This window comes from Amycolatopsis sp. CFH S0740, from assembly GCF_004522315.1.
GTDB lineage: Bacteria > Actinomycetota > Actinomycetes > Mycobacteriales > Pseudonocardiaceae > Amycolatopsis > Amycolatopsis nivea.
This window is the reverse complement of the sequence record NZ_SDLS01000014.1, coordinates 40,786-62,708: the sequence shown is the minus strand read 5'-3', so window position 1 is coordinate 62,708 and position 21,923 is coordinate 40,786. Positions and strand designations below refer to the sequence as shown.

Annotated in this window: 20 protein-coding genes; 7 read left to right on the top strand and 13 right to left on the bottom strand. The window is 70.2% G+C overall.

Annotated elements, in window-relative coordinates; all coding sequences use genetic code 11:
• Positions 1–55: 55 nt before the first annotated feature.
• Positions 56–709, top strand: a complete 654-nt coding sequence (locus tag EIZ45_RS23470; RefSeq protein WP_240015912.1) for an NUDIX domain-containing protein — start codon at positions 56–58, stop codon at positions 707–709.
• Positions 710–752: 43 nt separating this feature from the next.
• Complete coding sequence (locus EIZ45_RS23465) at positions 753–1,469, top strand: LON peptidase substrate-binding domain-containing protein (protein WP_134665743.1); 717 nt, start codon at positions 753–755, stop codon at positions 1,467–1,469.
• A 496-nt stretch (positions 1,470–1,965) separates the two neighbouring features.
• On the opposite strand, the gene EIZ45_RS23455 is transcribed toward EIZ45_RS23465, so the two are convergent.
• The 6 genes from EIZ45_RS23455 to EIZ45_RS23430 form a co-directional block, all read right to left on the bottom strand.
• The gene (locus tag EIZ45_RS23455; protein ID WP_134665739.1) at positions 1,966–2,580 is read right to left on the bottom strand and encodes a DUF2567 domain-containing protein; all 615 of its coding nucleotides are present in this window, start codon (positions 2,578–2,580) and stop codon (positions 1,966–1,968) included.
• A gap of 152 nt (positions 2,581–2,732) precedes the next feature.
• Entirely contained in the window at positions 2,733–3,458 is a 726-nt protein-coding gene (gene bioD, locus EIZ45_RS23450) for a dethiobiotin synthase (protein ID WP_134665737.1), read from the bottom strand.
• An 85-nt stretch (positions 3,459–3,543) separates the two neighbouring features.
• Positions 3,544–5,718, bottom strand: a complete 2,175-nt coding sequence (locus EIZ45_RS23445) for a bifunctional SulP family inorganic anion transporter/carbonic anhydrase (RefSeq protein ID WP_205670081.1) — start codon at positions 5,716–5,718, stop codon at positions 3,544–3,546.
• Positions 5,719–5,858: 140 nt separating this feature from the next.
• Entirely contained in the window at positions 5,859–7,145 is a 1,287-nt protein-coding gene (locus EIZ45_RS23440; RefSeq protein ID WP_134665732.1) for an adenosylmethionine--8-amino-7-oxononanoate transaminase, read from the bottom strand.
• Positions 7,146–7,190: 45 nt separating this feature from the next.
• Positions 7,191–8,420, bottom strand: coding sequence for a cytochrome P450 (locus EIZ45_RS23435; RefSeq protein ID WP_134665730.1), 1,230 nt, complete (start codon positions 8,418–8,420; stop codon positions 7,191–7,193).
• Positions 8,421–8,445: 25 nt separating this feature from the next.
• Positions 8,446–8,853, bottom strand: a complete 408-nt coding sequence (locus EIZ45_RS23430) for an SRPBCC domain-containing protein (RefSeq protein WP_078870303.1) — start codon at positions 8,851–8,853, stop codon at positions 8,446–8,448.
• 53 nt (positions 8,854–8,906) lie between these two features.
• On the opposite strand from EIZ45_RS23430, the gene EIZ45_RS23425 reads away from it, so the two are divergent.
• Positions 8,907–9,521 carry a uridine kinase gene (locus EIZ45_RS23425; RefSeq protein WP_037810047.1) on the top strand — a complete coding sequence of 205 codons (615 nt, stop codon included), beginning with the start codon at positions 8,907–8,909 and terminating at the stop codon, positions 9,519–9,521.
• A 7-nt stretch (positions 9,522–9,528) separates the two neighbouring features.
• Here the strand turns inward: EIZ45_RS23425 and EIZ45_RS23420 are convergent, their stop codons facing one another.
• The 4 genes from EIZ45_RS23420 to EIZ45_RS23405 form a co-directional block, all read right to left on the bottom strand.
• Positions 9,529–10,686, bottom strand: coding sequence for a glycosyltransferase family 4 protein (locus tag EIZ45_RS23420; RefSeq protein ID WP_205670080.1), 1,158 nt, complete (start codon positions 10,684–10,686; stop codon positions 9,529–9,531).
• Positions 10,687–11,062: 376 nt separating this feature from the next.
• The gene (locus EIZ45_RS23415; protein WP_037809557.1) at positions 11,063–12,124 is read right to left on the bottom strand and encodes an NlpC/P60 family protein; all 1,062 of its coding nucleotides are present in this window, start codon (positions 12,122–12,124) and stop codon (positions 11,063–11,065) included.
• 429 nt (positions 12,125–12,553) lie between these two features.
• On the bottom strand, positions 12,554–12,775 hold the full coding sequence (locus tag EIZ45_RS23410; protein ID WP_037358162.1) for a hypothetical protein: 222 nt from the start codon (positions 12,773–12,775) through the stop codon (positions 12,554–12,556).
• Between the two features lie 867 nt (positions 12,776–13,642).
• Entirely contained in the window at positions 13,643–15,040 is a 1,398-nt protein-coding gene (locus tag EIZ45_RS23405) for an NYN domain-containing protein (protein WP_037809553.1), read from the bottom strand.
• 120 nt (positions 15,041–15,160) lie between these two features.
• Here EIZ45_RS23405 and EIZ45_RS23400 point away from each other — a divergent pair, with 120 nt between their 5' ends.
• The 4 genes from EIZ45_RS23400 to EIZ45_RS23385 all read left to right on the top strand — a co-directional run bounded on the left by EIZ45_RS23400 (position 15,161) and on the right by EIZ45_RS23385 (position 18,214).
• A complete protein-coding gene (locus EIZ45_RS23400) occupies positions 15,161–16,879 on the top strand; it encodes a DEDD exonuclease domain-containing protein (RefSeq protein WP_134665728.1) in 1,719 nt (572 codons plus the stop codon).
• A gap of 82 nt (positions 16,880–16,961) precedes the next feature.
• A complete protein-coding gene (locus EIZ45_RS23395) occupies positions 16,962–17,246 on the top strand; it encodes an Lrp/AsnC family transcriptional regulator (RefSeq protein ID WP_009074830.1) in 285 nt (94 codons plus the stop codon).
• A gap of 33 nt (positions 17,247–17,279) precedes the next feature.
• The gene (locus tag EIZ45_RS23390; protein ID WP_134665726.1) at positions 17,280–17,732 is read left to right on the top strand and encodes a GNAT family N-acetyltransferase; all 453 of its coding nucleotides are present in this window, start codon (positions 17,280–17,282) and stop codon (positions 17,730–17,732) included.
• 29 nt (positions 17,733–17,761) lie between these two features.
• A complete protein-coding gene (locus EIZ45_RS23385; protein WP_134665724.1) occupies positions 17,762–18,214 on the top strand; it encodes a GNAT family N-acetyltransferase in 453 nt (150 codons plus the stop codon).
• Between the two features lie 58 nt (positions 18,215–18,272).
• Here EIZ45_RS23385 and EIZ45_RS23380 read toward each other — a convergent pair whose 3' ends face one another.
• Genes EIZ45_RS23380 through EIZ45_RS23370 form a run of 3 tightly spaced genes read right to left on the bottom strand, consistent with a single transcriptional unit; the run spans position 18,273 to position 21,894 of the window.
• Positions 18,273–19,931 (bottom strand): cytochrome bc complex cytochrome b subunit, encoded by a 1,659-nt coding sequence (locus EIZ45_RS23380; protein WP_134665722.1) that lies wholly within the window; start codon positions 19,929–19,931, stop codon positions 18,273–18,275.
• On the bottom strand, positions 19,928–21,079 hold the full coding sequence (locus tag EIZ45_RS23375) for a ubiquinol-cytochrome c reductase iron-sulfur subunit (RefSeq protein WP_134665720.1): 1,152 nt from the start codon (positions 21,077–21,079) through the stop codon (positions 19,928–19,930). The genes EIZ45_RS23380 and EIZ45_RS23375 overlap by 4 nt, the downstream gene beginning before the upstream one ends.
• Positions 21,076–21,894, bottom strand: a complete 819-nt coding sequence (locus tag EIZ45_RS23370; RefSeq protein WP_037809539.1) for a c-type cytochrome — start codon at positions 21,892–21,894, stop codon at positions 21,076–21,078. Before EIZ45_RS23370 ends, EIZ45_RS23375 begins: the two co-directional genes overlap by 4 nt.
• Positions 21,895–21,923 lie beyond the last annotated feature (29 nt).

Below are 21,923 nucleotides of genomic sequence, written 5' to 3'. Positions count from 1 at the left end.
ATCGAAAACCGTGCGAAGCCATCTTAACACCCGAGCCCCCCTCGCCCACGAGGTTCTGGCGGCAGTCCTTCAAGTGCGCTCGGACACACTGCGCGTGCTGCTGTGGCGCCGAGCGCTCGATCCGCACCTGGGCCGCTGGTCGCTCCCCGGCGGCCGATTGCGCCCCGACGAGGACGTCGAAACCTCCATCCGGCGGCAGCTCGCGGAGAAGGTGGACGTCCGCCAGCTGAAGCACGTCGAGCAGCTCGCCGTGTTCAGCGCCCCCGACCGCGTCCCCGGCCCCCGCGTCGTAGCCACCGCGTTTCTCGGGCTGGTCCCCTCCGACGTCGACCCGGCCGTCCCCGAAGACACCGAGTGGCACGACGTGAACGCCCTGCCCCGCACCGCCTTCGACCACGAGGCGATCGTCCTGCGCGCCCGCGACCGCCTGCGGTCGAAACTGAGCTACACCAACCTCGGTTTCGCACTGGCCCCAGAGGAATTCACCATCTCCGCGCTACGGGGCCTGTACTCCGCCGCACTCGGCTACAAAGTGTCCGCGACGAACCTGCAACGCGTGCTCCAACGGCGTGGCTTGCTGGTCCCCACGGGCCACACCGCGGCCCCCGGCCGGACCGGCGGACGACCTGCGGCGCTGTTCTCCTTTGCCGCGAAAGACATGCACATCACCGACCCTTTCGCGGTCCTGAAGCCCCCGCCGCGACGGTAAACACGAACTGCGGCGGGGCTCCGCAGCCCGTACCGTGGACGCCGTGACCGAGTCTGAGCAGTGCCCCAGCGGAACGGCGACCCTGCCGTTGTTCCCGCTGCAGACCGTGCTGCTCCCCGGGACGCACCTGCCGCTGCACATCTTCGAACCGCGCTACCGGCAGCTCACCGCGGACCTCGTCACGGGCAACGTCCCGGAACACGAGTTCGGCGTGGTCGCCCTGCGCGCCCCGCTCGTCCGCGAGGTCAGTGGTTTGGACCACGTGTACAGCGTGGGCTGCAGCACGATCCTGCGCGAAGCGAAACGCCTCCCCGACGGCCGCTACGACGTAGTCACCCGCGCCGCCCGCCGCTTCCGCCTGCGCGAACTGCACCGAGCGTCCGCGCCGTACCTGATGGCCGTGGTCGACTGGCTCCCCGACGACCCAGTCCCCGCCACCGCGGAGTCAACGGCCCGCCAACTGGCCGACGTAGCGAGAGGCGCCCACCAGCGATACTGCGAAGCCGCCTGGCACGCAGACGACTGGCGCCCACCCCACGACGACGCCGACCTGGGCGAACTCGCCTACCAGCTAGCCGCCGACTGCCTCCTCCCGCTTGAGGACCGGCAGTTGCTGCTGGAGGAAACGCACCCGCTGCGCCGCCTGCGCATCGCCTGCCGCCTGCTAACCCGAGAAGCCGGTTTCCTGGAAACCCTCGGCGCTGTACCGCTGCCTCCGACCGAACTGGCGACCTTCACCAAACCCGCAGACCTGAACTAGCTCCCCCCAGGGTTCCGCCCGCCGTGAGGGCCACCCTCATTGCCCCTGATTCCCCCAGGGTTCCCCTCACGCCCTCCCGCGCGCCGTTGAAGGACCCCTTCACGTACCTAGATTCCCTCAAGGAGCCCTTCACGGCCCGCCCCACCCGCCGCCGCAATTGCGCCCCCAATGCCGCATTGGGTGCGTCACATGCACCCAATGCGGCATTCGGTGCATCTAACGCACCCAATGCCACATTGGGGCGCTAAACCGCCACCCGCGAACCCCACCGCAACCCACCACCCAAGCCGCGTACCACCCGCAGCCGATGCACCCAACGAAGAAAGGCACCCACGCCCCCCACAACCCCGATACGAAGCCAAAAACACGGGCGGCGGGTGCTTGTCAAGGCATCTTTCCCGCCTTGACAAGCACTCGCCGCCCGTAGTCACAATCAAGCTGAGGGGTGGTGGGCCCACCTAGAAGCGCAATGTCGCCGCCAGGCGACGAGCCGAACTCACCCCAACCGCCGCCCAAGATCCTCCCGCCCATTCCACGCCGTCATCAACGCATAAACCAAACACGTCACCAACGGCGCGGCCAGCACCACCCACCCAGTCTCCAGCCGAGGCGCCTGCTCGATCACCGCCCCCAACGCAGGCGGCGCGTCCACCGAATACTTCGAATTGGCGAACGCAGGCCCCATCTGCGTCCCCAGCCAAGCCGCGACCAACGCCCCGCCAGCAGCAGCCACCAAAACAACGGGCCCCCGCCGCTCCCGCAGGAACCACACCACCAGCCCGATCAACAACCCAGCGGCCATCGCCAAAAACCCGAACACAGCCAGATCGTCGAACCGATGCCAGCTCTCCAGTTCCAGGGGCGCCAGCTGACCGTTGGTCCCGATCACCCGCACCTTCTCCGCCGGAGCCAGCAGCGACCACAACCACCCCAGCGGAATCCCCAGCAACGCAGCAGTCGAGAGAACGCTCACCGCGGGAAGCAGATCAGCCTTCACCACCACCCGCGGCCGCTGCGGCGGAAACAACACCGGCACCGACCACCCCTCGGCCACCGCCGAAGACCGGTGTGCCGAAGACCGATGCGCCGCCTTGCCCGCGGAATCGACCACCCGAGGCTCCCTTCCCTGCGCGTGTGCGGAACTGAGGGTAACCGGTTGCCTCGCGTCCGACCGCCGCGACTCGTGTCTGATTGCCCCGAGTCCGCGAAGAAATCGCCTTCACCCGGCCCGCGAGCCGATCGGATCGCTCAATCCGCGCGGCGCTAGTTCTGGGCGGAAGCAGCAGCCGTGAACGCCTCGGGATCGAACTCCCCGCCGAACCACGGCGACAACCCCTGCCGAGCCTGCTCGGCGAAGGTCTCCCGGTCCGCCGCGCCCAGCCCAGCCGGAAGAACCCCCAGCAAGGGCGCGCCGCCAGCGACCGGCAGATCCCGAAGATTCTCCAAAGCCGCCAGATCCGGATCAGCCGGCCAGGACCCGATGATGACCCCCACGACGTTCAGCCCACGCCGGGTAGCCACCTCAGCGGTCAACGCAGTCGTGTTGAGCGTCCCCAGCCCGGCTTGCGCGACGAGAACCACCGGCGCCCCCAGTGACCACGCGACATCCGCCAGCGTGCTCCCCTGCGAATCGAACCGGACCAGCAGCCCGCCAGCGCCCTCGACCAGGGTCAGGTCGTGCGCCGCGTCCAGGTCGCTGACCGCGGCGGCGATCTCCCCGGGCCCGACAGTCGGGAGCCCGGAGCGCCGGGAAGCGGCTTCCGGGGACAACGGATCCGGATACCGCCGCAGCTCCCGGATCGTCAGGTCCTTGCCTGCCAGCCGCACCACCTCGGCGAGGTCTCCCGCCTCGCCGGGGAGCACGCCGGTCTGCGCGGGTTTCAGCACCGCGACGCGTTGTCCCTGCGCGAGGGCCAGCGCCGCGATCGCCGCGGTGGCGACCGTTTTGCCGACGTCGGTCCCGGTTCCGGTCATCACGAGCGTCGTCACGAGCCATCAAGATATTGCCGTGCTCCCCGATGTCAACACTCGGGGCTCCCTCGCGCGCACCCGGGGGCACGCGCGAGGGCCCGGGTCAGCCGGCCGGGGCCGCCGCGGGCGCTCCCGCGGCCACGAACTCGCCCTTCGCCGGATCGGCCAGGTACACCTGCGCCTCGCCCACGTCGAAGTACAGCCCGGTCAGCGCCAGTTCGCCGCGCGCTTCGGCCTCGGCCACCAGCGGGTACTGCCGCAGATGCGTCAGCTGCTGCAGGACGTTGTGCAACGCCAGCCGGTCCGGTTCGCGCTCCGGCCGTTCCCCGTCGAGGGTCACCGCGCCCGCCCGCTTCCGGCTCGGTTCGGCGTGCACCAGCCAGGACGCGAGCGCCGTGTCCGCGGGCGGACCGCTGGCCAGCGCGCCCATCGCACCGCACGAGGAGTGCCCGCACACCACGATTTCCCGCACTCCCAGCACCCCGACCGCGAATTCGATCGCCGCGTTGGTCGACGGATCGGCCTGCCCCGGCGGCACCAGGTTGCCGATGTTGCGGATGGTGAACAGGTCGCCCGGACCGGACGTGGTGATCAGGTTCGGCACGATCCGCGAATCACCGCAAGTGATGAACAGCGTGTGCGGTTCTTGCGCGTGCGCGAGCCCGCTGAGGACGTCCTTGAGCAGCGGCGCGGCCCGGCGCTGGAATTCGGTCGCGCCCCGGTGCGTCCGCTGACCGGGCACCCGCACGTCCGCGGCCTGCCAAGCCGACCACGGCGCCAGCCACCTGGGCATCGCACCGGCCGCCGCGGTGCGCCGGAGCGTCGGACGGCCTTCCTTGCCCTTCGCGAACCACGGATGCCCGATCTCGTCGACGACCACCGTGCCGCCGGTCCGTTCGTGCGCCTGCTGCCAGGCGGAAAGGCTCTCGAACGCCGCGTGGTCGAGGTAATCGGCGACCAGCTCCAGCGTCACCTTCGAGCCCGCCGGGATCGTGCCGAGCACCTTCGTCAGCCGCGGCACGGACAGGAACGTCAGCACGCCTTCGACAATCACGCGCCATTCGCCGCCGTGGTGCTCGGCGTGCACGCCCGACCACACGGTCCGGCGCAGCATCAGCAGCACCGCCAGCACGATCCCGGCGAGCACGCCGGTCAGCAGGTCGAACACGACCACCCCGGCGACGGTCACCAGGTAGAGCGGCAGATCGCCGTGGCGCAGCACCTGTCGCAGATGACCGGGGTTCACCAGCTTCGCGCCGACGTGCACGAGCAGCCCGGCCAACGCGGCCAGCGGAATGGACTTCAGCACCCCGGCGAGCGCGACCACGAACACCAGCACCCACACGCCGTGCAGGATCGCCGACGCCCGCGTGCGCGCCCCGGCCGCGACGTTGGTGGAACTGCGCACGATCACGCCGGTCACCGGCAGGCCGCCGAGCGAGCCGGACACCATGTTCGCCGCGCCCTGACCGATCAGCTCGCGGTTCAGGTTGGCGCGCGGACCGTTCTGCAGTTTGTCGACCGCGACCGCCGACAGCAGGCTTTCGACGCTGGCGATCAGCGCGATCGTGATCACCGCGACCGCGATCTGACCCCATCCGCCGTCCGGCAGCTGCGGCGCGAAGCGGATCTGCAGCAGGTCGCCGGACAGTTCGACGCGCGGCAGCGTCATCCCGGCGACCAGGGACACCGCCGTCGCGACCGCGATGGCCGCCAGCGGTCCGGGGATTTTCCTTACCGCAGCGGGAAGTTTGGGCCAGGCCAGCAGAATGGCGAGGGTCAGGATGCCGATCAGGGCGGCGGCGTCGTGGTGCGCGGCGATCTGCGCGGGCAGCTGGGCGATGTTCTCCAGCGCCGAACTCTGCGCCTTCCCGCCGAACAGCACGTGCAGTTGGCCGAGCACGATCGTGATGCCGATCCCGGCGAGCATCCCGTGCACGATCGCCGGCGAGATCGCCAGCGCCGCCCGCGCTACCCGGCTCAGGCCGAACAGGATCTGCAGTGCCCCGGCGAGGACGGTGATCAGGCAGGTGACCGCCCAGCCGAAGGTCGAGATCGTCTCGGCCATCAGCACGGTCAGCCCGGCGGCGGGCCCGCTGACCTGCAGCGGAGAGCCGCCGAGAGCGCCGGCGACCACGCCGCCCACCACGGCGGCGATCAGCCCGGCGACGATCGGCGCGCCGGACGCGAGGGCGATCCCGAGCGAAAGCGGGACCGCGACGAGGAAAACCACGAGCGAGGCGGGCACGTCGTGGCGAAGCACGGCAAGTCGTCTCATGATCACCAGGAAACCGGGATCCCTGTGAAATGTCCGCTATGTACCACTCTATGGAGTGGATCTTTATCGAATTACCCACGATCGGGTTGCGCGACCCGGCAAGATCCACCACAGGCAGCCACGCCAAACCCGAAGTAACCTCAGGCCTTCGCCGCGGCGGCCCGCATCGCCGACGTGATCACCGCCAGGTCCGCGTCCGTGCTGAGGTACGGCGGCATCGCGTAGATCAGATCCCGGAACGGCCGCAGCCACGCCCCTTCGGCGGTCACCACTTCCGTCGCGACACCCATGTCCACCTCGTGGTCCAGCTGCAGCACGCCGATCGCGCCCAGCACCCGCACGTCCACGACGTGCGGCAGCTCCCGAGCCGGCTCGAGCCCTTGGCGCAGCGCGGTTTCGATCCGCTCGACGTCGGCCTGCCAGCGGCCTTCGGCCAGCAAACCGAGCGACGCGTTGGCGACCGCGGAAGCCAGCGGATTCCCCATGAACGTCGGGCCGTGCGCGAGCACCGGAAGCTCGCCGCGCGTGATGCCGTCGGCGATTTCGGGCGTGCACAACGCCGCGGCCATCGTGAGGTAGCCGCCGGTGAGCGCCTTGCCGACGCACAGCACGTCGGGCGTCACGCCGGCGTGCTCGGCCGCGAAAAGCCTTCCAGTACGGCCGAATCCGGTCGCGATCTCGTCGAACACCAGCAATACGTCGTGTTCCCGAGTCAGCTCGCGCAGCGCGCGCAGGTAACCGGGATGGTGAAACCGCATGCCGCCCGCGCCCTGCACCACCGGTTCCACGATCACCGCGGCCAGTTCGTCCGCGTGCTGCTCGAGAGCCTTCGCCAGTTCGTCCACATAGGACTCATCGACCGGCGCGTCGAACCCGGACGGCGGCGCGGGCACGAAAACCTGTTCCGGCAGCACTCCCCGCCACAGCGAATGCATGCCGCCGTCGGGATCGCAGACGCTCATCGGCGTGAACGTGTCGCCGTGGTAGCCGCCGCGCCAGGTCAGCAGCCGGTGTTTGCCGGGCAGCCCGCGGGAACGCTGGTACTGCAGGCACATTTTCACCGCGACCTCGACCGAAACCGAGCCCGAATCGCACAGGAACACGTGCTCGAGCCCGTCCGGGGTCATCTCGACGAGCGTCTTCGCGAGCGTGATCGCCGGTTCGTGGGTGAGCCCGCCGAACATCACGTGGCTCATCCGCCCGGCCTGCTCGGCCAATGCCGCGTCGAGCACCGGGTTCCGGTAGCCGTGCACCGCCGCCCACCAGGACGACATGCCGTCGACCAGTTCCCGTCCGTCGGCGAGCTTCAACCGCACCCCGCTCGCCTCTTCCACGAGCAGCGGCGGCACGCGGCCCGGCATCGGCGCGTAGGGATGCCACACGTGCGCGGCGTCGAGGGCGAGGAGGTCGGCAGCACTGGGTTCCACCCGCCGACCCTAACCGGGCGGCGGGCGGCTCCGCAGTGACAGCCGCTACGCCCCGTTCAGCCGCACCGGCAGCGACAGCACGCCGTGCACCAGCGAACTCGGCCGGTAGACGATGTTCTCGGCGGGCACGGCCAGGCTCAGCTCCGGGAACCGCGCCAGCAGCGAGCCCAGCGCGATCTGCGCCTCCAGCCGGGCCAGCGGCGCGCCGACGCAGTAGTGGATGCCGTGCCCGAACGCGAGGTGCCCGCCGGGCGCGCGCGTGACGTCGAGCGTGTCCGGGTCGGGGAACTTCTCCGGGTCGCGGTTGGCCGACAGCAGCGAGATCTGCACGAACTCGTCGCGCGGGACGGTGACGCCGCCCGCCTCGATCTCGTCGACCGTGTAGCGCAGGGTCGCGAAGTTGATCGGCCCGTCGTACCGGAGGAACTCCTCGACCGCACCCGGCAGCAAGCTCGGGTCGGCGCGCAGTTTCTCCGCCTGGTCCGGCGCGCGCAGCAGCGCGAACGTGGCGTTGGCGATCAGGTTGACCGTGGTCTCGTGCCCGGCGACCAGCAGCAGGAACGCCATCGAGGTCAGTTCGTCCTCGTCGAGCGAATCGCCTTCGTCGCTGGCGTGCACGAGGTCCGACAACAGGTCTTCGGCCGGTACGGCGCGCTTGCTCTCGACCAGTTGCTGCAGGTAGCCGTGCATGTCGCGCGCCGCCGCGGCCTGTGCCTCGTGGTCCTCGGAGAACGACAACAGCAGGTGCGACCAGGCGGTGAACTGGCCGCGGTCCTCGACGCGCACGCCGAGCAGTTCGCAGATGACGGTGATCGGCAACGGCTCGGCGAACGCCTGTACCAGGTCGACCTGCTCGTGCCGGGCCATCTCGTCCAGCAGCGTATCGGCGATCTCCTGGATCCGCGGCCGCAGCCGCGCGACGGTGCGCGCGGTGAACGCCTTGTTCACCAGCTTGCGCAGCCGGGTGTGGACCGGCGGATCGCTGTTGAGCATGTGCCGGGTGAGCAGGTTGCCGAACTCCGGCACCTCGACGTCCTGGCCGATTTTCGCCGCGTACACCCGGTGCACGTCGGCGCTGTCCTTGCTGATCCGGGGATCGTTGAGCAGCTCGCGCGCCTGCTCGTATCCGCCGACCAGGTAGGACGGGATTCCGCGGCGGGCGGTGATCGGGCAGACTGCGCCGGATTCGCGCCGCTGGGCGAGCCATTCGTGCGGGCGCTGCCAGAATTCCTCGTCCGCGTAAGGGATTTCCTCGGTGTGTTCGTCGACGCTCACTGCTGGAACCCCCTGGGCAGTTCGGTCAGCGTTCGGCCAATGCCGCCTCGACGCGCTCGACCACTTGTTTCCAATATGCCCGCTGCTCGGCCTTTTCCGCCACGTCCGCGAGCTGTTCCTGGCGGATCTTCAGCGTGCTGCGCTTGCCGAGATCCGCGACCTCGAGCTCCAGCAAGGAATCGTGGTCCCAGTCCGTCGGACGCCACGTGAGCCGCAGCCGGTCATCGGAATAGCTGCGGATTTCGCCGGTCGTGCCGTGTTCGGTCTCGTAGCCCGCCCCGCGTTCGCGCGGCAGGTCGACGCCGGGGCCGAGCCAGATCTCCACCCCGTCCCCCACCAGGAACTCCCACACCCGGCTGCCCGGGTACGGCATCGTGCGGGAAACGGCTGTCTCCCAACCACTCCGCCCGGTCTTGCCCTCCTCGTTGGCCATGCCGCCATCATGGCATCGGGGACCGACGGAAACCGGTGCGGGATCATGCGATCGTGCGCTATCGCCCCATCTCCCCCGACGCCCTCGCCGCCGAGCTGACCGAGCGCGTCGACGCGCTCACCCACCGCAGGCGAATCGCCGTCGCCGTCGACGGAGCGGCCGGAACCGGCCCGCTCGCGGAGGCGTTGACCGACCCGCTGAAGCTGCTCGGCCGGGCCGCGCTGCACGTGCCCGCCCGCGGTTTTTTGCGACCAGCGTCACTCCGTTTCGAGCACGGGAAACAGAATCCGGACGCGCGGTATACCGATTGGCTCGATTTAGGCGGTCTGCGCCGGGAAGTCCTGGACCCGCTCGCCGACGACGGAAGCGGCGAAGTCCTGCCCGCGCTGTGGGACGCCGAACGCGACCGGGCGACCAGATTGCCGCGCGTCCCGGTCCCGGACCGAGGCGTCGTCCTGGTCGACGGAGAGTTTTTGCTGGGCGCGGGATTGGCGTTCGATTTCGTGGTGCATTTGTGGCTTTCGCCGGGTGCGCTGCGCCGCCGCGTGTCCGACGAATGGGCGCTGCCCGCCTACGAACGCTACGAAAACGAAGTCGACCCGAGCGCCCTCGCGGACGTCGTGGTCCGCATGGACGACCCGCGCCATCCGGCCATCTACGAACCCTGAGCCCGGGTCAGCGCACCGCCGCCACCGGATCGCCGTCCAGGAGCGTCGAGAGACGCTGCGCCATCGTGTCCCAGCGCCAGCTCTCGGCGACCCACGAACGGCCCGCCTCGCCCATCCTGCGGGCGCGGACCGGGTCGGACAGGAGGGCCGCCAGGGTCTCCGCGAGCTGGCCCGGGTCGCGGCCGTCGACCACGTGCCCGGTCACCTCGTCCAGCACCGCCTCCGGCGCCCCGCCGGACGTGCCCGCGACCACCGGCAGCCCGGTCGCGGACGCCTCCAGGTAGACGATGCCGAGCCCTTCCACGTCGAGCCCCTTGCCGCGCGTGCGGGCAGGCATCGCGAAGACGTCGCCCGCGTTGTAGTGCGCGGGCAGTTCCTCCCACGGCACCGAGCCGGTGAAGACCACGTCGTCGGCCACCCCCAGCGCGCCAGCCAGCTGGTTGAGCCGCTTGCGATACGGCCCGCCCCCGACGAGCAGCAAGGCCGCGCCAGGCACGCGCTCCCGGATCGCGGGCAACGCGGAGATCAGCATGTCCTGGCCCTTGCGCGGAACCAGCCGCGAAACGCACACGACGGTCGGCCGATCGCCAAGCCCGTGCCGAGCCCGGATTTCCTCGCGACCAGCCGGATCCGGCGCGAAAACCGTGGTGTCGACACCGCTCGGCAGCATTTCGAGCCCAGCATGCCGCCCGAACGCGGCGGCGAACCGGTTGCGCGTGTACTTGCTGACGTACGTGACGACGTCCACCGTCTCGCCGATGCGCCGCAGCGCTTGCCGGGAGCCAGGAAGCATCGACCAGCCGACTTCATGCCCATGCGTGGACGCGACGATCCGGCGCGCACCGGCTTGCCGCAACGGATGCCCGAGCAGCGCGAGCGGAGCCGCCGCACCGAACCAGACGGCCTGACAGTCGCGGGCGCGCATGATCTGCTTCGCACGCCGCAGGACATCGGGCGTGGGGAGCATCAACGACGTCGGATGCCGCACGACTTCGAACGGAGCGGCCGCGTCGAACTCGACGTGCGAGCCGCTGCTGCGCTCCCAGGAGGGCGCGTAAACGACGAGGTCGTCCGCGGGCAGCCGGATGGCCAGCGAATTGAGGTAATTCTGGATACCCCCGGGGCGCGGCGGGAAGTCGTTCGTCACGAGCAGGGTCCTCAGCACCCCCGCAGGCTACCGACGAGCGATTGCGCGGGCCCGTCGCGGTGAAGCGGGAGTCCGCCCGGCTTCTTCAGCTCGGGCTGGGTCTTGGCCGCTTTCGCCGGTGGCGGGGCGCAGTCTAAGGGACGAAACCGACGCGCGGCTCGGCTTGATCCGCCACTCGCCCGCGCACAGGCTCATCGCCGGGTGGTCGGCGCGCAGTCCCACACACGAAACCGACGCACGGCTCGCATCGACCCGCCACTCGCCCGCGCACCGGCCCATCACCGGGTAGTCGGCGCAGAGTCCCAAGCACGAAACCCCTGAACCGTCCCCACAAAAAACACCGGGGCGGCACCGCGCAATGCGGCACCGCCCCGGTGGGAGCGAGAGCGTCCGGTCAGGCGACCCGGCGGGCGCCCACGTACTGGCTCTGCAGCGGCGAGATCTTGACGACGTCGCCGGTGGTCGGCGCGTGCACCATCATCCCGTTGCCGATGTACATGCCCACGTGCGAGACCGGCGTGTAGTAGAACACCAGGTCGCCGGGCTGCAGCTGGCTGCGCGGGACCGGCGTGCCGGTCTGGCTCTGCTGCTGGCTCGAGCGCGGCAGCGAGATGCCGGCCTGCCGGTAGGCCCACTGCATGAGGCCCGAGCAGTCGTACGAGCTCGGCCCGGTGGCGCCCCACTCGTAGGGCTTGCCCCGCTGGCTCAGCGCGGCCTGGACGGCAGCCGCCGCGGCCGGGCCCGCGTTCGCGAGGTCCACCGAGATGTCGCCGCCGGTGTCCTTCTGCGCGTTGCGGTCGGCCGCGCTCAGCGCCGACGAGGTCTTCTTCAGCTCGGCGACCTGGTCGTCGAGCGACTTCTTCTTGGCCGTGATGTCCTCGGTCAGCTTCGCCGCCGCGTCGCGCGCCGCGGTGGCCCGCTGTGCGGCGTCGGCGGCCAGCTTCTCGGCGGACTTGGCCTGGTCGACCGCGCCCTGGAGCTTCTCCAGCGCGACGGCCTTCTGCGAGGCGATCTGGTCCAGCGCCGACGAACGGTCGAGGAACTCCTGCGTCGACGTGCCCGCCAGCAGCGCGGACAGCTTGTTCATCTGCACGCCGGACAGGAACGACGCGTTCGCGAACTTGTCGACGTCGACCTTGTACTTCTTCTCGTTCTCGGCGGCCTGCGCGGAGAGGTTGTGGGCGTTGCCCACGTCCGCGTTGGCCTTGTCGAGGTCGCCCTGGCGGGCAGTGAGGTCGTCCTTGGCTTTCAGGAGGTCCTCGTTCGCCTTCTCCGCCTGCGCCGCGAGGTCGCGGTACTTGGCGAGAGCGTCCGAACCGGAGTCCGGCGGGGCCTGGAGGACGGGGAGGGGGGAAGCGGCTGCGGTGCCCGCTGGCTGCGCCACGGCGACGACTGCGATCACCGAGGCGGCCGCGAGGGCGCCTGACACCACGCGCTTGACTGGATGCGACTGCACGGCCGCGCGGGTCTCCTTTGCTCGTCGGGCCGCCGTGGCCGGAACCCCGGCGCGGAAGAGGTCGGGGGCCCTCTTCGCGCACGCTGCCCGTCCGCGTTCCGGCCGTCGTGTGCCACAACAGCTTTTCCCGCGCACGGTGATTGGTTCCGGTCCTGACTCCCCGACAAAGCCGAACCGGCGGCGATCCCGCGTCGCCGTCGTCCGACAGCTGACTGGCGCGAGATCTCGGCCAGGTTACGAAAAGACCGTCGGCGCGTCCACCGGGCCCCCCGTAAAAACTCTCCGTAGTCCGGCGAAACACCATCGGACCAGCACAGCAGCTACACGTGACTTAAGTCACACGCTCTGGCAGCACAAACGACCCCTTCGACTACTTACCGTTCACCGCACCGAGGCGACCGCTCGGCGAGCCAGTGTCACCCACTGGTGTCACGCCGACCTACTGTCGGTCTCCGGAACCAGGCGCAGCCGCGGCACCATCCCCGCCTCGGCGAGCGCGTCGACAGCCCGCCGCTCGTCCGCGTCCCAGACGAGGCCGACCGGCGGCCCGAGCAGCACGCTGACCACGCAATCGGCACACGCCGCCCCGCGCACCGCACACCGGTCGCAGTCGACGACGAACGTGTCGATGTCCTCGACCGCGACGTCCACCGCACCGGCCGGACGCCGCTCTTCCTGGCGGGAGGCAACGGGTTTCGCCCGCTTCGCGCTTCGTGCCGCGCCCGGGTGCTGTCGCGCTGAGCGCCGTTGACTGACAGGCTCCGCGCACTCGCTTTCGCCGGACGAAGCCGCAGCAGCAGCGCTTCCGCCAGAAGCCGACGAAACGGTGGTTTCCCGGCGCGCCTCCAGGTCCCGGTCCCGCGCTTGGCCCGTGGCCGGACTCACCCCAGTGGCAAGACTCACCGCCGGACCCTCCCCGCCCGGGTGACCGCTCCGGTCCGGCGGCCGGGACCGTTCAGCCGCCTCGCCATGCCGACGGTGCGGCAGCCGGGAGTGGTCAGCCTCCCCGCCAAGCTCGTGACCCGGCGGCCGGAACAGCTCGGCAGCCCCACCCTCCCGATCATCCGGCGGCTGATAGCGCTCAGGCTCGCCTCCGCCCCCATGGTCCGGTTGGCGGGAGCGCTCAGCAGCCACGCCAGCCCCACGACCAAGCGGCCGGGACCGTTCAACCGCTCCGTCAGCCTGATGGTCCGGCGGCCGAGAGCCCTCAGCCCCAACGTCCGGCGGCCGCGACCGCTCAGCAGCCCCATGATCCAACGGCCGAGAGCGCTCAAGAGCCCCGCCACCAACCCCGGCGTTCCGATCCCCCGGCCCCGCCGCGAACCGAACTCCCCCGCTAACCCCAGCCGACTCCGCCGCACGCATGCCGGAACCGACTCCGAACCGCTCCTGCTTGTTCTCGCCCATTGCCGGGCCTCCGTTCGTCCGCGAGGCCCCGGACCGGTTCCGGGAATCGCCTCGGGAACAAACGGTAGGAAGCACCACCGACAATTTCCGGAGCCGCGAGGGCGGCCAGGATCAGACACGACCCAATCGGCTGACGAGAACCGCCGACGCCACCGGGTGCGCGCCGCCCGCGCGGACCGAGTCCGCGACCGCCCGGTCGGATGTCGCGACGACCATCGGACGGCCCTTCGGCTCGGCCGCGACCAGCGACCGGATCACGTCGTCGGCAAGCACGCCACGCTCGGAAAACAGCACCCGCACCCCGCGCGGCACCGCGGCGGGCACCGACAGCACGCCGGCCCCGTCGAACACCACCGTGACCTCCGCCGACGTGCGCGCCGCCAGTGCCGAGAGCTGATGCACCAGCCGGTCTCGCTGATCGGCCAGCGCCAGTTCCGGGTAACCCGTTTTGGTGACGTTGTAGCCGTCCACGATGAGATGGACGTTCGGCAACGCCAGATGCCGGTCGAGCGCCGTGACGTCCTGGATCCGCCCGCCCGGGCCGAGTCCGGACCGCGCGCCGCTCACCATGTCGGCAGGGCGCGCGCCGCGGTCGCCCAAAGCCAGTTCGCGCCGCAGGCCGTGCACCGCGCCGTCGATCGTGTCCACCAGCAACGCCAGCCGGACCTCGTCGGCCTCCCTGGCCTCGCGCGCCGACTGCCGGGCCATCTCCGCGTCCGCGACCGCCCGTTCAGCACGAGTGCGTTCCGCGGCGACCCGGCGGCGTTCCCGGTCGAGTTGCACGTTCAGCATCTCGATCTCGCGTTCCCGCGTCGCGCCTCCGTCGGCCAGTTCGGCGCGCGCCGCCTCGGCCGCGTCCTTGGCCTGCCGCAGCAGCACGCCCTGCTCACGCAGTCGGCGCAGCAGCTTCTCGACTTCGGCCTCGCGTTCGCCGCGCGCGCTCTCGACCGCTCCGCGCGCCTCTTCCAGCTCGGCGCGCAGCTCGGCGATTTCGACTTCCAGCCGCTGGTTCCGGGCCAGCGCCGCGTCCCGCTCAGCGCGCAGCGCGGTTTCCTCGGCGTTCTTCGCGACCAGCCGCACGCGTCCGGCCGCGCCGGATTCGCCGAGCAGCACCGCGGCGGCAGCGGCCGAGACGGAGTCGGAAACGTTCGGGTCCAGCGCGTCGGTCCGGTGCTCGCGCAGCCATTCCAGGACCGCGGTCCGGAACTGCGCCGAATCCCCTAACGCCGTGAGCAGCGCGGTGCCGCCGAGCTTCGCGCGTTTGGCGGGGGCGAATTTCGCCACCGGCCGCAGCTGCCGCGGCACGTCCGCGACCGGCAGTTTCGCGACCGCGGCCGCGGCCAGTTCGGCGATCCGCTCGCGCACCGCCTCCGGCAGGCTCGTCCACGTGGCCGGTTCCGGACACGTCCCCGGTTCGGCGGCCTCGGCGTCCTCTCCCGCCCGCGCCGGAACCGCCGAGGGGCCGACGGCCTCCGCGGCTTCTTCCGGTTCGACGGGCTGAGGGTGCATTGGTCCAGGGTAGGCCCCGCCGCCGGATCCCGCGCCGCACCGGCCCGTTCCGCTGGTCACCATCGGGCCACGGGCGGCGCGCGCGAAGATTGTCGGTGGTCGGCCCTACTGTGCGCGATCATGGAGACCCGACCGAGGCCGGACCAGGCTCAGCTGGCGTTCGACGAGCTCGGCACCCCGCTGCGGGACACCACGTTCGTCGTGTTCGACCTCGAGACCACCGGCACCAAGCCAGGGCCGGACGGGATCACCGAGATCGGCGCGGTCAAGGTCCGCGCCGGCCAGGTGCTGGGCGAGTTCGCGACGCTGGTCAACCCGGGCACGCCGATCCCGCCGCAGATCGTCGAGCTGACCGGGATCACGCAGGCGATGGTCTACGACGCGCCGCGGATCGAACACGTGCTGCCCGCGTTCCTGGAGTTCATCGCGGGCACCGTGCTGGTCGCGCACAACTCCGGCTTCGACACCAGCTTCATGAAGGCCGCCTGCGAAGGACACGGCTACGTCTGGCCGCGTCCCACCGTCGTCTGCACGGTGAAGCTGGCGCGCCGCGTCATCCCGAGAGAAGAAGCGCGCAGCTACCGGTTGTCGTCGCTGTCCATGCTGCTCGGCGCGCGCACCCGGCCGACGCACCGCGCGCTCGACGACGCCCGCGCCACCACCGACGTCCTGCACGCATTGCTGGAGCGCGTCGGCAACCTCGGCGTGCACACCGTCGAAGAGCTGATCGACTACCTCCCGGACGTCACGCCAGCCCAGCGGCGCAAGCGAAACCTCGCCGCCGACCTCCCGTCGCGGCCCGGCGTGTACCTCTTCAAGGGACCGCGGGACGAAGTCCTGTACGTAGGCACCGCGCGCGACCTGAGACGGCGCGTGCGCACGTATTTCACCGGTTCGGAGAGCCGGGGCCGGATCCGGGAAATGGTCGCGCTGGCGGAGCGGGTGGACGCCATCGAGTGCGCGCATTCCCTCGAAGCCGAGATCCGCGAACTGCGGCTGATCGCCGCGCACCGGCCCGCCTACAACCGGCGTTCGAAAAACCCGCACCACGGCTGGTGGATCAGCCTCACCGACGAGGCTTTCCCGCGGCTTTCCGTGGTCCGTCTGCCGCGCGCGGGCACGCTCGGGCCGTTCCGCAGCCAAGCCGACGCGCGCACGGCCGCCGAGACTCTCGCCGACGCTTCCGGATTGCGCACCTGCACCCAACGCATCTCCGCCACCGCCGCGTCCGGCACACCGTGTGTCCTGGCGGAACTCGGCCGTTGCGGAGCCCCGTGCGCGGGCAGGCAGACCGTCGCCGACTACTCCCCCGCTGTCGAAGCTGCCCGCGGGCTCATCGCCGGTCACGACGGCCGTCCGCTGCACCTGGCGGCGGCGCGACTGGAGGAGCTGGCCGAGCGAAGGCATTACGAACAGGCCGCGCGCCACCGCGACGAACTGGCCGGGCTGGTCCGCGCCGTCGGCCGCGCGCACCGGCAGGCCGCGCTCGCGTCGGTCGCGGAACTCATCGCGGCGGCCCCGGACGGCAACGGCGGCTGGGAACTGTCTGTCATCCGCTACGGCAGGCTCGCCTCCGCGGGAGTCGCCCGGCGCGGGGTGCCGCCGATGCCGGTGGTCGAATCCCTCGTCGCCGCCGGGGAAACCGTGCTGCCCGGCGACGGTCCGCTGCGTGGGGCTCCCGGCGAGGAGGTCGGAATCCTGCTGCGCTGGCTCGCCCGGCCGGGGACCCGGCTCGTCCGTACCACCCGGCCGTGGGCCGAGCCCGCCGCTGTCGCCGGGTGGCAATCCTGGCTCGCCCGGGTCGCCGACGCCCGGTCGCTCGAACACGTCGCGGGTTGAGAAGCCCCGCCGCACCATGCGCGGGCGTGTTCCCGGCTACGATCGCGCACGTCGGTTACCGCCAGGAAGTGGGAGGAACGCTGTGATCACGGCGATCGTGCTGATCAACGTAGAGGCCGAGGAAATCCCGCAGGCCGCGCAGGCGATCGCGGACCTCGACCAGGTGTCCGAGGTCTACTCGTGCGCCGGGGACGTCGACCTCATCGCCACCGTGCGCGTGCAGGCCCACGAAGACCTCGCCGACCTGATCCCCGGCCGCATCGGCAAGGTCCGCGGCGTCCTCGACACCGTCACCCACATCGCGTTCCGGTCCTACTCCCGCGCCGACACCGACTCCGCGTTCGAGATCGGCGTCGAAGGAGCCTGAGAATTGTCGTACCCCCGGGCTAACGTCCGGGGCATGACGACACTGCGGCTGGCCGAGGTCACCAGCGACAACGTGGGCGCGGCCTGCGATCTGTCGGTGGCGCCGCACCAGGAGCGCTACGTGGCCCCGGTCGCCCGTTCGCTGGCCGAGGCCTACGCCCAGCCGGGCGTCGCGTGGCCGAGGCTGGTCTACGCCGGCGACGATCTCGTCGGCTTCGTCATGGCCGCCTTCGATCCGGGCTGTCCGATCGACTACTTCCGCTGCGGCATCTGGCGGCTGAACATCTCGGCCGAGCACCAGAAAAAGGGCTACGGGAAGTTCGCCGTCGAAGCGGTACTGGCCGAAGCGCGCCGCCGCGGACAGGAATCAGCGACAGTGCTGTGGGTGCCCGGCGAGCACAGTCCGGAGCCGTTTTATCTGCGGCTGGGATTCCAGCCCACCGGCCAGCAGCACGAGGGCGAGGTCGTGGCCCGCATCCAGCTCTGAACCCCGGCGGCAGCGCTACCGTATTTCGCATGACGACCCCGAGACTGGTCGAAGTCACGGTCGACAATGTGGAAGACGCCTGCGATCTCAAAGTGGCGAAGCATCAACGCGACTACGTCGCTCCGGTCGCCTGCTCGCTCGCCGAAGCCTATGTCCAGCACGAAATCGCCTGGCCGAGGCTGATCTACGCCGGGAACAAACTCGTCGGCTTCGTCATGGCCGCGTTCGACCCGGACAATCCGACCGACTACTACCGCCACTACCTGTGGCGGCTGAACATCGCCGCCAAACACCAGAAAAAGGGCTACGGACGGTTCGCCGTCCAGGCGGTGCTGGCCGAAGCGCGCCGCCGCGACGCCGAATTCGTCACGGTCAGCTGGATGCCGGGCAAGCACAGCCCCGGCCCCTTCTACCAGCAGCTGGGCTTCCGGCCGACCGGCGAAATGGACGACGACGAGATCGTCGCCCGCATCCAGCTCTGAAACACGAGAAGGCCCCTCCCTCGCGATGAGGAAGGGGCCTTCCGGCGTTCTGCGGGACTCAGTGCCCGGAACCGACCTCGGTCGACTCCTCGGTGCCCTCGAGCTTCCCGTGTCCGTTCCCGTGGCCGTTGCCGCGAGCGCGCTCGAGTGCCTTCGACTCCTCCGCCGGGTCCGGCGTCCAGATCGAACCCGGGACAGCGGTGCCCGCGGTGCCGAGCTTGTTCATCTTCTTCGGCACCGCCGCGCCCTGGTACTCGAGCGGGATGGCGTGGCCGTGGCTGTCCGTGCCGCCCAGCGGCTGGTGGATCTCGATGAACTCGCCGTGCGGGAGCCGCTTGATGATGCCGGTCTCGACACCGTGCTCCAGCACCTCCCGGTCGGACCGCTGCAGGCCGAGGCAGATCCGGTAGGTGACGTAGTACGCGATCGGCGGCACGATCAGCACGCCGATGCGCCCGGCCCACGTCGTCGCGTTCAGCGAGATGTCGAACTGGTCGGCGATGATGTCGTTGAAGCCGGACAGTTCGATCACCGCGAAGAACCCGAGCGCCATCATGCCCAGCGCGGTGCGGACCGGTGCGTCGCGCGGCCGCTGGAGCAGGTTGTGGTGCGCGGTGTCCTTGGACAGCTTCCGTTCCAGGAACGGATAGGTCAGCAGGAGCGCGAACAGGATCGGCATGCCGATCGCGCCGGGGAAGAACACCGCCGGGATCGTGTAGTTCCCGAGGTAGACCTCCCAGGCGGGCCAGATCCGGAGCATGCCGTCCGCCCAGGCCATGTAGAAGTCCGGCTGGGATCCCGCGGACACCATCGACGGGTTGTACGGCCCGAAGTTCCACACCGGGTTGATCTGGAACAGGCCGGACATCAGCGCCAGCACGCCCACGACCAGGGTGAAGAACGCGCCGCCCTTGAGGGCGAAGTACGGCATGATCCGCACGCCGACGACGTTGGTCTCCTTGCGCCGCACGCCCGGGAACTGGGTGTGCTTCTGGTACCAGACCAGCGCGAGGTGCGCGCCGATCAGCGCCAGCATGATGCCCGGGATCAGCAGGATGTGCAGCGTGTAGAGCCGCGGGATGATCTGGTCGCCGGGGAACTCCCCGCCGAACAGCGCCCAGTGGATCCAGGTGCCGATCACCGGCACCGACAGCACGATGCCGGACAGGGTCGCGCGGATACCGGTGCCGGACAGCAGGTCGTCCGGGAGCGAGTAGCCGAAGAAGCCCTCGAACATGCCCAGGATCAGCAGCAGGCCGCCGATGACCCAGTTCGCTTCGCGGGGCTTGCGGAACGCGCCGGTGAAGAAGATCCGGAGCATGTGCACCATCATCGACGCGACGAAGATCAGCGCCGCCCAGTGGTGCAGCTGCCGCACGAACAGGCCGCCGCGCACGTCGAACGAGATGTCCAGCGTGGTGCGGAACGCCTGGGACATTTGCATGCCCTGCATGTTCGTGAAGCTGCCGTTGTACGTGACCTCCTGCATGGAGGGGTCGAAGAACAGCGTCAGGTACACCCCGGACAGCAGGATGACGATGAAGCTGTACAGCGCGATCTCGCCCAGCAGGAAGGACCAGTGGGTCGGGAACACCTTGTTCATCTGGTGCCGCAGGCCCTTGGCCAGCTTGTACCGCTGGTCCGCGTTGTCCGCGGCCTCGCCCAGGTGCTTCTGGAGTGCGCTCGTGCCCTTGGTCGGCGTGGTGAGTGAACTCATGACTTACGCTCCCAGAAGGCCGGTCCGATGGCCTCGATGAAATCGCCCTTCGCGATCAAGTATCCCTCTTCGTCAACCGTGATCGGAAGCTGGGCGAGCGGACGGGTCGCCGGGCCGAAGATCGGCTTCGCGTAGTGCAGGGCGTCGAACTGCGACTGGTGGCACGGGCAGAGGATGCGGTTCGTGCGCTGTTCGTACAGGGAGGTCGGGCAGCCGACGTGGCTGCAGATCTTCGTGTACGCGTAGTAGTCGCCGAAGTTGAAGTCCTCCTGGCCCTTGCGCTTGACCACGCGCGCGGCGTCGGTCGGGCGCAGCCGGATGAGCATGACCGGGTTGTCGACCCGGAACAGCGCCTCGGACAGCTTCTTCTCGTCGCCCTTCTCCGACTCGCGGTAGGGGAAGACCGTCTCCATCGCGCCCGCGTCCAGGTCCTCGGCCTTGACCAGCGCGACGCCGTGCTTGACGTCGGCTTCGAGGTCGCCGGTGTTGCGGCGCAGGTAGACCTTCTCGCCGGGGAAGTTCGGCAGCCAGCCGGTGTGCCAGAGGCCGTCCCGGTTCTCGGTGTCCTTCCACGGGTCCTTGATGAAGGACGCGAGCGGCAGCGCCGCCACCGCGAGTCCGAGCGCGCCCGCACCCGCGCCCGCGGTGCGCTTGATCAGCGACCGGCGGGCGATGCCGTTGCGGGTCCCGGCGTCGGCCAGGTGGGCCAGGATGGTGGCCCGGTCGACCTCCGCGGACGGGCCGTCGCTGCGCTGCTGCACCGAGACCTCGTGCGGGACGAACTTCTTGGTGTAGAGGATCACGCCGATGCCGAGCGCCAGCACCGCGAGACCGAGCGTGACGCCGAGCGCCGGGGTGTAGAGGCTGTAGGTCGAGTGCCCGCTGGGGTCGCTCGGGTCCTTGTACTCCCACCACTTCGGCCAGGCCATCACGACCACGAACGCCAGGCCGGCGAGCGCCGACAGGGCGAACCAGAACGCGACGAGGCGCTGCGCGCGACGCTCCGCGCGGGTGCCCTCGACCGGCCACGGCTCCGGGTACTCGACGATTTCGACGCCGTCCAGCTGACCGCCGAGCTTGAGCAGCTCGTCGCGGTCCATCTCAGCCAGCTCCGCCTCCGAGGGCGGCTTGGGCCCTTCGGCACTCATGCCTTCGATCCAATCCACAGCGTAATGCCGACGAGCGCGGCGATTCCGACGACGAAGGCGATGACGCCTTCGGAGGCGGGGCCGACCCCGCCGAGACCGTTGCCGCCCGGGTCGTTGTTGCCGTCGGACACCGACTTGACGTAGGCGATGATGTCCTTCTTCTCCTCGGCGCTGAGCTGGCGGTCGGAGAACTTCGGCATGTTCTGCGGCCCGGTGAGCATCGCGTCGTAGATCTGCTCCTCGGTGGCCGGGTCGAGCGGCGGCGCGTACTTGCCCGCCGACAGCGCGCCCCCGCGGCCGGTGAAGTTGTGGCACGAGGCGCAGTTGAGCCGGAACAGCTCGCCGCCGCGCGCCGGGTCGTTGCCGCGCAGCGCCTCGCCGCGCTCCTCCGGACGCTGCGCGCCGCCCCCGTGCGCCTGCACGTAGGCGCCGACCGCGTCGATCTCGCTCGGGGTCAGCTTCGGCGGCTTGCGGGCGATCTGCGCCTCCTGGCGCGCCGCGGGCATCCGGCCGGAGGAAGTCTGGAAGTAGACGGCCGCGTCGCCGATGCCGATGAGGCTCGGACCGCGGTCCTTGACGCCCTCGAGGTTCGCGCCGTGGCATTCGATGCAGGTGTTGTTGTAGACCTGCTCGCCCTGGCGCAGCAGCGCCGGGTCGCCCTGTGCCTGCGCGGTCTGCGGCTCCGGGGCGAACACGGCGTACAGGGCGCCGGCCCCCACCAGGGCGACGCCGAGTGCGAGCACGCCCGCGAGGCGCCTGCGCATCTTCGAGCGCGCGCGGAACCGGCGCTCCGAGGATTTGGTGCTGGTGGTCATCTTGCGGCAACCCTTGCTGTCAGTTCAGG

Bases quoted from the DNA above. Each gene is read 5' to 3' on its own strand.
- EIZ45_RS23445 (WP_205670081.1), bottom strand. From the start codon at position 5,718: ATGAGACGACTTGCCGTGCTTCGCCACGACGTGCCCGCCTCGCTCGTG.
- EIZ45_RS23430 (WP_078870303.1), bottom strand. From the start codon at position 8,853: ATGGCCAACGAGGAGGGCAAGACCGGGCGGAGTGGTTGGGAGACAGCC.
- EIZ45_RS23405 (WP_037809553.1), bottom strand. From the start codon at position 15,040: ATGCACCCTCAGCCCGTCGAACCGGAAGAAGCCGCGGAGGCCGTCGGC.
- EIZ45_RS23400 (WP_134665728.1), top strand. From the start codon at position 15,161: ATGGAGACCCGACCGAGGCCGGACCAGGCTCAGCTGGCGTTCGACGAG.
- EIZ45_RS23390 (WP_134665726.1), top strand. From the start codon at position 17,280: ATGACGACACTGCGGCTGGCCGAGGTCACCAGCGACAACGTGGGCGCG.
- EIZ45_RS23385 (WP_134665724.1), top strand. From the start codon at position 17,762: ATGACGACCCCGAGACTGGTCGAAGTCACGGTCGACAATGTGGAAGAC.
- EIZ45_RS23380 (WP_134665722.1), bottom strand. From the start codon at position 19,931: ATGAGTTCACTCACCACGCCGACCAAGGGCACGAGCGCACTCCAGAAG.
- EIZ45_RS23375 (WP_134665720.1), bottom strand. From the start codon at position 21,079: ATGAGTGCCGAAGGGCCCAAGCCGCCCTCGGAGGCGGAGCTGGCTGAG.
- EIZ45_RS23370 (WP_037809539.1), bottom strand. From the start codon at position 21,894: ATGACCACCAGCACCAAATCCTCGGAGCGCCGGTTCCGCGCGCGCTCG.